Source organism: Bacillus sp. 005/A4HT-01/001, assembly GCF_004634445.1.
Lineage (GTDB): Bacteria > Bacillota > Bacilli > Bacillales > Bacillaceae > Bacillus > Bacillus altitudinis.
Genome location: NZ_SEIZ01000001.1, coordinates 449,313 through 461,388 on the forward strand (window position 1 = coordinate 449,313; position 12,076 = coordinate 461,388).

A 12,076-nucleotide genomic window follows, 5' to 3' on the forward strand; every position below is an offset into this window, starting at 1 on the left:
TGTGCTCCTGAAAGCACAGTTTTTTTATTTCCTAAGAAATGTTGATTGATCATCATTTTTTGTATGAATTTTCCATATAGGCGAAATCGCTTTCCCTTCGAAACGGTCTTTTGCTACAGTGTACCAATAATATTCTTGATTTGGCTTTAACCCTTTCCATTCAAAGCTTGCTTTTTTGCCACTTTTCACACCTTTGACTTCTCCAAGAAGAACGTTTGTGTAGACATTCAATTCAAAATAATTGGTTTTAACGGATTTCATTTTAGGTGTTAAATCCACATCAATTGAAAATTCATCTTGATCTCCATACGTTTTTGGATCATAGAAATGTTCTTGATTCAAGTAGGGTGAATATGTGGTGAAATGAAGTTTATTTTTTTCTTGATCCGCAGTGATCAGCCGCATAAAACCTTGACCGCCTTCAGGACCTGACTGGTAATCTGCAAGGATTTGATATACTTTTCTGTCCACTTTTCCATCATGATCATCGTCAATCTCATCTACTTTTCGACTGGCTCCGTGGTAGTGACCGCTAAATACTGCGACAATATTCGGGTGACGCTTTACCACTTGATGGAAGATCAAATCTCCAATTGGGCTTCGATTGCCGCTCACTAACAAATACTCATGGAAATTTAAAATGACAATTCGATCTGGATGTTCAGAAATGACTCGATTTAACCAGTCAATCTCATTTTGCTTGATCCCCCAGCCCATATACACCATCATATAATCATTGCCACCAGCAGAGATAAGATCATAATGACCTCGATTGTTTTGATAGGATTCACCGTAATACGGCTTGTCTTCAAAGCGTTTTGCTCCAAAGTATCTCCCATATTCCCTATAATGGCCGTCTTTGTGCCTGACATCATGATTACCAGCTAATACACCGTAAGGAATATGATGCTTATCTAACACACGCATAAATGTATCGGCACGATTCCACTGCTTATCCTTTGAATCATCCACAATATCACCTGTATGGAACACATATTGAATATTTAATGGGTCCCTTTGATCTCTGATCCACTCGACCATTTTTTTGAAGATGTGAGGATAACTTCTGGCATAATATTGAGTATCAGACATCCACACCATCTTATAAGGCTTTAACGTCTTACTGATCTCATCTTGTACAAGCAAATCAAACGTTTGATTTTTCATGTACTGTCTGACTGACAGCAGCCCTTTCAGGTAAAATTCCTTTTCATCCTTGGCAAAGTGATGAGTGATTTTATCCCACTTTTCTTGCTGATGATTCCAAGCGTACATCGTTACCTTTCTCCCTGATAATGAGCTTCCTTTCCATACAGCTTCGACAACATCCTTTTCACGTACATCGTGATGAACCTTGATTTGAAAGCGATGATAAGGAAAATGCTGTAGATCTTTCGTTTCCACTGATTTACCATCAGCAAATGCAATGCGATTTCTTTCTCGATCAGAAAAAATCATTTCCCCTGTTTCATTTAAATGTTTTGGTGGCTCTGTTTCCGCTGCAAATTTGAAAATCTTCATGGACGGATGCAGCGATGTATATTGATAGGCACGGTAAAAGGAGTAATCTAACTGATCATTAGTAGGATCATTGGTTAGCACTGTTTGCTTAGATGATTCCATTTTTGTCCTATCTGACACTCTCTCTGGCGTCTCAGGGTGTTCATGTACCGTCTTAAAAACCTTTTTCAAAGTTGATTTGTTTCCAGCGGCATCTTTTGCTTTTATCTTCAATGTGTGCTCCCCAGGGTTTAATTCGCTAGAGGACGTTTGATAAGGCAAAGAGATCGGTTTTCCATCTAAATATGCCTTCATCTCCGCTATATCACTCCAACGATCCGTCACCTTTGCCTTTAACGTAAAGACGCCTTTATATTGGTCATTTGCCTGTATATTACTCTTGATTTTCGGACCCGTGTTATCGACTTTCACACATACAGATTGAGATTCGTCTGCGGTTTTAGCCTGAACAACATGTACTCCTTCTTTCAGCCTTCTTGTATCCCACTGAATATAGCTTGAAGCATATGCTTGCTTCGGGATTTGAAACTGAAATGCTCTTACCTTCTTAGCGCTGCCACCGTCGCCCATTTTCCATTCCTCATGCTGGCTCGCATTTAGAGGCAGAATTTGAGTTCCATTCGATAAAATCATCTGGACATTTTTCAATTCAAAATCATCGTGATTTTCTCCAGGAAATCGGTCAAACGGCGATGACTTCGTCCCAGCATGGAATGATATTGTTTGTGGACCTGCCTTTTCTAAGTGTTTTTCTGGTATTGGTATCGTATAGGTGCGATACACTTTTGTCGAATCATCAAAAATGGAAAGTAAGTGCTTACCTATAGACACACCATTCTTAAAATATAAATTTGTCCCTTTGACATCAAATGCAAGATATGGATCTGCTTCAAGTGCAGGGAATACTTGTCGAATTGGTTTTCCATCTATCATTAATTTTATGCTTTTTTTCTGATCTGCTGTTGCTTTTAAGTGAAATACGCCTGAAACCGTATCTCCTTCTTCTACATTCAATCGAAGGCCGTGTGCTTTGCTTACTTGTTCCACATCAATTGTTTTTTTCATTGTCATTGCATGATTTTCGCCGTCAGACGCTTCAATCTGATATTCCAATCGATCTTTACCGATGAGCTCAGGTGAATAAATAATATAGTGAAACAGCCGATCATTATGATCCTTTTGAAGCAACACCTCTTTAAAATCTTCATGACGATTGGTTCGATATCGCAATTTGACCGTTTTGACGGACTGATCATCCTGCACATCTGCTCTCATTTCAATGCCTTCAGTTGGTTTTATCGGTTGATTGTCTGTCATGTCTTCGATCACAGGTTTATGAACATCTTGTGATATTTCTTTTTTTTCAGTTGGAATTTGTGCTTTTAACACTTTTCCGGGTGTCGGCTCTTCCTCCACTTTCGAGATCAGCTTCATTTGTGTCGTACCATCCATTGGATACTTGAACAGTAACGATCTGTGCTCGCTAAACAATGAAGGCTTTAAACGATAGGATGCCGACGATACCTCTTCTCCTATATTTGTTGTGATAGAAACAAGGCGGGATTTAGAATTGGACAATCCTTTACTCTCAATGACCGATAGTTGCTCGCCCTCTTTTAAATGACTTTTGTACATCGCATTAAAGTCCGCTACCGTTAAATGCTCCTGCCCTTTTTTTCTAAGCCAAAATACATACGGTTTTCCAGGAGAAATGGTGATAGGACTTGTGTGAAATGAATATATATCATCCATCTCCACGCCTTGCGCTGGATTGCGATAGCGAAGCTGGTAATGTCGAAGTGAAATGGGTGCATCTGTTGTGTTATACACCTCGATGAATTCAAAAGCATCCTTGCCTTTGCGGTTTTTTGAATTCACGACGATTTCTGTCATCAATAGCTCAGGAATCTGTGAGAGATCCTCTTCAAATCCATTTAAGTGAACTGCTTGTTCGGTTGTTTTGATGACAGACTTCTGCGTCAAGAATTCTGTATAGTAATGAACTGTTGGATTCCACAATTGATCTGTCGGAATTTTCGCTGTGAATTCTGGTTTCATCCCCGGCAATCGTTCCATTGGGATCAATCGATATCCTAGCTCATCACTCTGTTTATAGTACAGGTTTGCAGACAAAATTTGCTCTGACTGACTAATAGATGCCCGAAATTGAAGATCACGTTTTTTTCCTTGAACCGGACGGACATCTACTTGAAATTGATCAAAGATAAAAGGTGAAAAGGGCTTATTTCGTATATTCACTTGTGTTTGTGTCAAAGATCCTGCTGAAGCAGGCTGACTGAAACAAAAAAGAATGCTCAAAAAAAGCAAAAGAATGATTTGTCTGCTCACATTCACCATCGTGCACCGCCTCCCTTCGGATATTGTGTCTCCTGAAGACGGTTTTTATGACAGATGGAACGGGGAAACGATATAAATCCACACAAAAAAACCGTTAGCTTTTTTTCGCTAACGGTTCCACGATTCCTTTCTGTATGAGCAGATGGAAAATGGATAAAATGACAGCCATCCAAATGGCCGTTCCAAACCCATCAATGTTAAAACTATCTCCCATAAAGCTTGAGGTCATCATCAGTGTGATGGCATTAATGACAAAGAGGAACAATCCTAGTGAAAGTATTGTCACTGGCAGCGTTAAAATGATCAAAAACGGCTTCACTAAAATATTGAGCAAGGACAAAATAATACTTGCTACAATCGCTGCGCCAAAGCCTTCAATATACACACTACCAAGGCCTGGCAGAATGCCTGAATCAAAATATCCAGCAATGACGATTAAAAGTAATGCATTGACGAAAATACTAACGATCCATCTAAGCATTTAGTTAGTGCCTTCTTCCGGAACAACAAAATACCAGATGAAGTAGATCAAGAAGATCGGCATAAATGCTGTCATAAATCCGATGATCACCGTTAAAATACGAAGCAGGGATGCATCGACACTTAAGTATTCAGCAAGTCCACCAACAACACCCGCTATTTTTTTATCTGTCGCTGAACGATAAAGCTTCTTCATGTAGAATCACTCCTTGTCTGATTGGTGCTTTACTTGGATTGAGCCTGTTTTTGTTTCTGCAAAAATGGATATATTGTGCTCCGCCTGTTGATTGGCTTTGATCATTTTCTCTTTTTGCAATGTTTCATTTTTCTCTTTAATCATATTTGCATCAAGCAGTTCATGAGAGATCGATCCGAGATTGCTTTTCAGCTCCGCAGTCACTGCACAAGCACGCGGAATCTGAACGTCCACACTGCCTGTTGTCGTTTTTGCATAGATCGAACGGCATTTCTCATCTGACAGCTGAACAGCAATGTTCCCATTGAAGCTCTGTGCATCAATTGATTCACTTTTCCCGCGCAGGTCAATGAGCCCATTAATGGTTTCTACTTCAATCATACCACACTCGTAATCAGCCAGTTTGATTTGTCCATTTGCTGTTTCAATCCCGACTTTTTCTGCTTGTAAAGAGGCAAAAGAGACGACGCCATTTGTTGTTTTTGCAGCCAGTTCTTTTGTCTTTAGCTTTTCCCCGCGAATCGGTCCATTAAACAGTTTGACTTTGATCTTATCGTATTGGATACGTGGTACATACAGGGTGACATTGACCTTCATGGTCTTCTTTTCAGTTCGGATAAAAAATTTGTCCCCTTCAAGCCCGCAATCCAGATGTTGAAGAAATTGCTGTCTGGCCTGCTCTCCATCCTCTGCACGGTAGATTTTCGCATGACACTCTGCCCGAACATCCCCATCATCCCAAGGCATCAAATTGAGACTGCCGTTTGCCAATTGTATATCTAAATGGGACAGTGCAGCGTCTTTGAATTGAAAAATGTGTTCAACGTCAACGGACTGTCCAAAGTTCAAATCAAGATCTACATCTTTGACCTTTTTCACCGCCGAATCTAACCATCCAAACAGCTTTGCACCGAGGTTTTCAGTACCAGTTCCTTTATTCTCTGTGCCAGCTTTTTCTTCATGAAAGGTATGATCAGCCGTTGATTTTTCTAGTGAAATGGACTGATTTTCTTCTAGTTTTTCAAGCAGCGTAATCGCTTCTTTTGCAGATAATGTCCCGTCTTCTACTAATTTTAAAATGCGTTCTTTTTCATTCATACAAAGCCCTCCTACGATTTAATGGATTGAAGCACTTTAATACCTTGAATGATATTCCAAATGACAGAGATCAAAAAGCCAATGGCGACTAAAAAGGACAAGATGAGTACGGTGAACACTGGGATGAGTGAGTCGCTTGCCTGTGTCGTCAATAAAAAGGGGATAGATCCAAAAACCAGCAGCACACACGCTGCGACTGGCAAAACATGTGACCACAATGCACGCAGCGAATGCCGTTTCGTTTCCTTTTGATCCACTACAAAATATGCCACGATTGGTACAATAAACGGCATGAAAAATACACTAAAATAACAAATAGATGCAATGATCGACTGATCTCTGTTCATATATATTCGCTCCTTCATGATGAAAATTCCTTTCTAACTCATACGTTTATGGCGTATAAAAAGTTTCAAACTCATTCGATTTACATATGACCTTAGACACAAATTATTTCTTTTTGCACCTAAGTATAGATTCTTCATGGATTACCCTTTAAAATATGTTGAAAAGATGGTGATTATCATTATAGGGGGTAATTATTTTGACAGATCATCTTAATGCTAACCACACGGCACAAACGCTTTTAGACCTTATACAGAAACAGAAAAGCATGAACAGCGATATGATCAAGGAGCTAGAGGCCATTCATCCGTCTCATCCGAAGTATGGTGATATCCGTTATTTAAAAGTACTGCTCGATAGTAGCAGCACTCATATTTTAAAGGATTTAACGCACCTCAGTAACTTAATGCCAAAGGAAGATGTGCAATAAAAGGAAAACCCCTCTTTCGGAGGGGTTCAGATTGTTGACAAAGGGCTAAAATGAACTTGATTTTAGCCCTTTGTCTTCTTTTCAGCGTGATAGAAAACCTTTGCAGCCCTAGGAAGGACGAGTACTGGCGCGGAGCGAATTTGACATTCGTGAGCACCGGCACGCAGGACTGACAAAGAATGCGAGGGTTTGTCTACACGCTGAAACCCCTCTTTCGGAGGGGTTTTTCTTTATGAGGATGTCACACTTTCTGTTTCTTTGACTAACTGTTTCATTCGCTCACGGTCACGCTCTAAAATCGGTTTTAGGTATCGACCGGTGTAAGAAGCTTCTTCTTTAGCAATGTGTTCAGGTGTTCCTGAAGCAATAATCGTTCCTCCACCAGCACCGCCTTCTGGTCCTAGATCAACAAGGTAATCGGCTGCCTTAATAATATCAAGGTTGTGCTCAATGACCAATACCGTATCCCCGTTTTCGACCAAGCGTTGGAGCACTTTTAACAACCTAGCAATATCATCCACATGAAGACCGGTTGTCGGTTCGTCTAAAATATACAAGGATCTTCCGTTTGAACGGCGGTGAAGCTCAGATGCCAATTTCACACGCTGCGCCTCTCCACCAGACAATGTCGTGGCAGGCTGCCCAAGTGTAATGTATCCTAATCCAACATCAAAGATCGTTTGCAGCTTCCGCTTAATTTTCGGGATATTCTCGAAAAATTGAAGTGCGTCCTCTACCGTCATTTCAAGCACATCGGAAATATTTTTCCCTTTATACGTGACCTCTAGCGTCTCGCGGTTATAACGTTTCCCGTGACACACTTCACAAGGCACATATACATCAGGTAAAAAGTGCATTTCAATTTTAATAATGCCATCTCCACGACACGCTTCGCAGCGTCCACCTTTCACGTTAAAGCTGAATCGCCCCTTTTTATAGCCTCGTACCTTCGCTTCATTGGTTTGCGCAAAAACATCCCGCACGTCATCAAATACACCTGTATACGTAGCAGGATTGGATCTTGGTGTACGGCCAATTGGAGATTGATCAATATCAATGACTTTGTCTAAGTGATCCATTCCTTTGATTTCTTTGTGCTGTCCTGGCTTCGCTTTTGCTCTGTGCAGTTTTTGGGCAAGGGATTTCAATAAAATTTCATTCACAAGTGTACTTTTCCCTGATCCTGATACACCCGTCACAGCGGTAAAGACACCTAAAGGAAACTTCGCATTCACGTTTTTAAGATTGTTTTCTTTTGCCCCTTTAATTTCAATGAAGCGCCCGTCAGGCTTTCGTCTCTCAATCGGAAGCGGGATGAATTTCTCACCAGATAAATATTGTCCAGTCAACGATTTTGGGTCCTTCATGACTTCTTCTGGCGTTCCAGCTGAAATCACTTCTCCTCCATGAACCCCTGCTCCTGGTCCAATATCAATGAGATAATCAGCGGCAAGCATCGTATCTTCATCATGTTCTACGACAATCAGTGTGTTTCCGATATCACGCATGTTTTTCAATGTCCCAATCAACCGGTCATTATCCCGTTGATGCAGACCAATCGATGGTTCATCTAAAATATAAAGAACGCCTGTCAGTCTTGATCCGATTTGTGTCGCCAAACGAATCCGCTGCGCCTCCCCGCCTGATAATGTGCCAGCAGACCGGCTTAATGTCAGATAATCTAATCCGACATTATTTAAGAAGGATAAGCGCTCTTTGATTTCACGTAAAATGAGCTGGGCAATCTGCAAATCTTTCTCAGACAACTCAATTTTCTTATAGAAATCAAGGGCATCAGATACAGACAAATCGGTCATTTCTCCGATATGTTTGCCATTGATGAGAACCGCAAGCGTTTCTTTTTTCAGGCGATATCCTTTACAGGTCGGGCATGGCTGATTGGCCATATATTTTTCCATTTGCTCCCGAATATAATCGGAGCTCGTTTCCTTGTAACGCCGTTCAATGTTACGAAGCACACCTTCAAACTCGATTTCATTTTCACGGACCTGGCCAAAATCATTTTCATATTTAAAATAAATCAGCTCAGAGCCGCTGCCATATAAAATTTTATCAAATAAATGCGTCGGGATATCTTTTACTGGAATATCCATGTCAATTCCATAGTGTGTACATACCGCCTCAAGAAGCTGCGGGTAATATTGTGAGCTTTGAGGCTCCCATGGGGCAATGGCATGCTGCCGTAAAGTCAAATCCTTATTCGGAATCACAAGCTCTGGATCTACTTCTAGTTTAGAACCAAGCCCATCACAGCTTGGGCAGGCACCGAAAGGGCTATTAAACGAGAACATTCTTGGCTCAAGTTCCCCAATAGAGAATCCGCAGTGCGGACAAGCATGATGCTCACTAAATAACAGCTCCTCTTGTCCAATCACATCAATCATCACACGACCTTCACCAAGTCGGAGTGCCGTTTCAAGAGAATCAGACAACCGTGCCGCCACGCCTTCTTTCACGACAATTCGATCAATCACCACTTCAATGGAATGCTTTTTATTCTTTTCAAGCTCGATCTCTTCTGACAGGTCCTCCATCTCGCCATCAACTCTGACTCGAACGTAGCCCTGCTTCCGAATTTGATCAAGTACTTTCACGTGTGTTCCCTTACGTCCAGATACGATCGGAGCAAGCACTTGTAGTTTCGTTCGTTCTGGATACTCTAAAATGCGGTCTGTCATTTGCTCAATCGTCTGTGATGTAATTTCGATCCCATGAATAGGACAAATCGGTTTTCCGACTCGAGCATATAATAGACGCAAGTAATCATAAATTTCTGTAACAGTCCCAACGGTTGATCGAGGGTTCCTGCTTGTCGTTTTCTGGTCAATACTAATCGCTGGAGAAAGCCCTTCAATCGCATCTACATCTGGTTTGTCCATTTGACCGAGAAATTGACGTGCATAGGCTGACAGTGATTCAACATACCTGCGCTGACCTTCTGCATAAATGGTATCGAAGGCAAGCGACGATTTTCCCGAACCAGATAAACCCGTAATGACCACTAGCTGATCGCGCGGGATATTGACATCAATATTTTTAAGGTTGTGGGCTCTTGCCCCTTTCACCTCTATTCGTTCCATAGCCATCTGGCATTCATCCTTCCGCTTTTAGCTCTAGCAATAGATCTCTTAATTCTGCTGCTTTTTCAAAATCAAGCGCTTTTGCTGCATCTTTCATTTCCATCTCGATGTTTTCGATCACTTTTTCTCGTTCTTTTTTGCTCATTTTTGACAACTTTGGTGCTGCTTTTGTTTCGTATTCTTCTGAATCCTCATGTACTTTTGTTGCCTTGATCACATCTCGAATCTTCTTATGGATCGTTTGCGGAGTGATACCAAATTTCTCATTATACGCTTCTTGCTGCTCACGTCTCCGCTTTGTTTCTTGTATGGCAATGTCCATTGATTTCGTCATATTATCTGCATACATAATAACCCGGCCTTCTGCATTTCTTGCAGCACGGCCAATCGTCTGGATGAGGGATCTTTCTGAACGTAAAAAGCCTTCTTTATCCGCATCTAAAATCGCCACGAGCGACACCTCTGGAATATCCAAGCCTTCTCGAAGAAGGTTGATCCCTACAAGCACATCATATTTTCCGAGACGTAAATCACGAATAATCTCAATCCGTTCTAGTGTCTTAATTTCTGAGTGCAGATAATTGACCTTGATTCCGATTTCTTTCAGATAATCTGTCAGGTCCTCAGACATTTTCTTCGTTAAAGTCGTCACAAGCACACGCTCATTTTTCTCAACTCTTGCATGAATTTCCCCAATTAAGTCATCGATTTGTCCTTCAATCGGACGGACTTCAATGATTGGATCAAGCAAACCGGTTGGACGAATAATTTGTTCCACGACCTCTGGCGTTTTATCAAGCTCGTATGGGCCCGGTGTTGCGGATACATGCACAATATGGTTAATGTGCTTTTCAAACTCATCAAATGTGAGTGGTCTATTATCAAGTGCTGACGGCAGACGGAATCCATGATCAACAAGCACTTGTTTTCTTGCCTGGTCCCCATTGTACATGGCGCGAATTTGCGGGATGGTCACGTGTGACTCATCGACAACAATCATAAAATCATCCGGAAAATAATCAAGCAATGTGTAAGGTGTTGAACCAGGCGGACGTAAGGTGAGATGTCTTGAGTAGTTCTCAATCCCTGAACAAAAGCCCATCTCTCTCATCATCTCAAGGTCATACCTTGTCCGCTGCTCAAGACGCTGTGCTTCAAGCAATTTCCCGTTTTCACGAAGCTTTTCCAACTGTTCCTCAAGCTCTTTTTCAATATTAATAATCGCTTTTTCCATCTTTTCTTCTCTTGTGACGAAGTGAGATGCTGGGAAAATAGCAACGTGGTCACGATCACCGAGAATTTCTCCAGTGAGAGCATCTACTTCACGAATACGTTCAATTTCATCACCGAAAAACTCCACTCTGATACAATGCTCATCTCGTGAAGCAGGAAAAATTTCAACGACGTCTCCTCGAACTCTGAAGGTTCCGCGCTGAAAATCTATATCATTACGAGAATACTGAATATCCACAAGCTTACGCAGCAGCTGATTGCGTTCAATTTCCATTTCAGTTCGTAAAGACAGCACAAGCTCTCTGTATTCTTCAGGAGAACCTAAGCCATAAATACAGGACACACTGGCAATGATGATGACATCTCTCCGCTCAAATAATGAGGATGTGGCGGAGTGTCTTAGCTTATCGATCTCATCATTAATGCTGGCATCCTTTTCAATAAATGTATCAGTTTGAGGCACATACGCTTCAGGCTGGTAATAATCATAATAACTCACAAAATATTCAACAGCATTATTCGGAAAAAATTCCTTAAACTCGCTGTATAATTGTCCGGCAAGTGTCTTGTTATGCGCAATGACAAGTGTTGGTTTGTTCACTTCTTTGATCAGGTTGGATACAGTAAAGGTCTTTCCCGTACCTGTAGCACCTAACAGCGTTTGATGCTGTTTCCCCTGATGGATGCCCTCCACAAGCTTTTCAATGGCTTTTGGCTGATCTCCTTGGGGCTGATAGTTAGAAACTAATTCAAAGCGGTCACTCACATCAAAGCCTCCGTTTCGTTACGAAATCTATCTAATGAATATATTATCATAAAAGAACACAAAAATACGAACTAAAGTTCGTGTCTGACTTGATTTTTATTTCCAATACAACCATACCCTCTCTGCCGTGGCTCATAACCCTCTAAAGAAACCTTCCTTTCAGTATGGAACATTTTGGAGCGAGATATTCGATCAGCAGAAAAACCACAAAAAAGAAAGCTGCACTCACTAGAATCGTAAGCACAGCTCCTGCAATCAAAAACATTTTCTTTTCATCAAGAGAGATCACATCAATGATGTTTTTCAGCCTTCTCTCTTTTTTCGACTTCTTTCTTGGCCATAAACAATGCCCCGGCCACTAAAGAAATAATATCTAATCCTACGATAAAGTAGGTTTCTGTATAGCCTTTCATATACGAAGCAAATAAAAGCGCTGCTGTTAATGCAATGCCAACGTAATGATTATAAGTAACCTTTGAAAATAAAATAACGAGCAAGAAAGGAAAAACAAGTGCAAATATGGCTTTTGTAATCACAAAAACCCTCCC

9 protein-coding genes are annotated in these 12,076 nt (G+C 41.1%); 1 reads left to right on the forward strand and 8 read right to left on the reverse strand.

Annotated features, from left to right (window positions below; translation table 11 throughout):
- Positions 1 to 24: 24 nt before the first annotated feature.
- The 5 genes from ES896_RS02510 to ES896_RS02530 form a co-directional block, all read right to left on the reverse strand.
- Positions 25 to 3,879, reverse strand: coding sequence for a lamin tail domain-containing metallophosphoesterase family protein (locus ES896_RS02510; protein ID WP_135226372.1), 3,855 nt, complete (start codon positions 3,877 to 3,879; stop codon positions 25 to 27).
- Between the two features lie 94 nt (positions 3,880 to 3,973).
- Positions 3,974 to 4,360, reverse strand: coding sequence for a phage holin family protein (locus tag ES896_RS02515; RefSeq protein ID WP_048001944.1), 387 nt, complete (start codon positions 4,358 to 4,360; stop codon positions 3,974 to 3,976).
- Complete coding sequence (locus ES896_RS02520; protein ID WP_008348183.1) at positions 4,361 to 4,555, reverse strand: PspC domain-containing protein; 195 nt, start codon at positions 4,553 to 4,555, stop codon at positions 4,361 to 4,363.
- Positions 4,556 to 4,561: 6 nt separating this feature from the next.
- On the reverse strand, positions 4,562 to 5,653 hold the full coding sequence (locus ES896_RS02525) for a DUF4097 family beta strand repeat-containing protein (protein ID WP_135226373.1): 1,092 nt from the start codon (positions 5,651 to 5,653) through the stop codon (positions 4,562 to 4,564).
- Positions 5,654 to 5,664: 11 nt separating this feature from the next.
- Positions 5,665 to 6,000: a membrane protein gene (locus ES896_RS02530; protein WP_017357888.1), complete on the reverse strand. Its 336-nt coding sequence runs from the start codon at positions 5,998 to 6,000 to the stop codon at positions 5,665 to 5,667.
- Between the two features lie 197 nt (positions 6,001 to 6,197).
- Between ES896_RS02530 and ES896_RS02535 the strand changes: the two genes are divergently transcribed.
- Entirely contained in the window at positions 6,198 to 6,428 is a 231-nt protein-coding gene (locus ES896_RS02535; RefSeq protein WP_135226374.1) for a hypothetical protein, read from the forward strand.
- A gap of 230 nt (positions 6,429 to 6,658) precedes the next feature.
- On the opposite strand, the gene uvrA is transcribed toward ES896_RS02535, so the two are convergent.
- The 3 genes from uvrA to ES896_RS02555 all read right to left on the reverse strand — a co-directional run bounded on the left by uvrA (position 6,659) and on the right by ES896_RS02555 (position 12,064).
- The gene (gene uvrA, locus ES896_RS02545; protein ID WP_099496862.1) at positions 6,659 to 9,535 is read right to left on the reverse strand and encodes an excinuclease ABC subunit UvrA; all 2,877 of its coding nucleotides are present in this window, start codon (positions 9,533 to 9,535) and stop codon (positions 6,659 to 6,661) included.
- 7 nt (positions 9,536 to 9,542) lie between these two features.
- A complete protein-coding gene (gene uvrB / locus ES896_RS02550; RefSeq protein WP_113746940.1) occupies positions 9,543 to 11,528 on the reverse strand; it encodes an excinuclease ABC subunit UvrB in 1,986 nt (661 codons plus the stop codon).
- Between the two features lie 290 nt (positions 11,529 to 11,818).
- A complete protein-coding gene (locus tag ES896_RS02555; RefSeq protein ID WP_008348197.1) occupies positions 11,819 to 12,064 on the reverse strand; it encodes a CsbA family protein in 246 nt (81 codons plus the stop codon).
- Positions 12,065 to 12,076 lie beyond the last annotated feature (12 nt).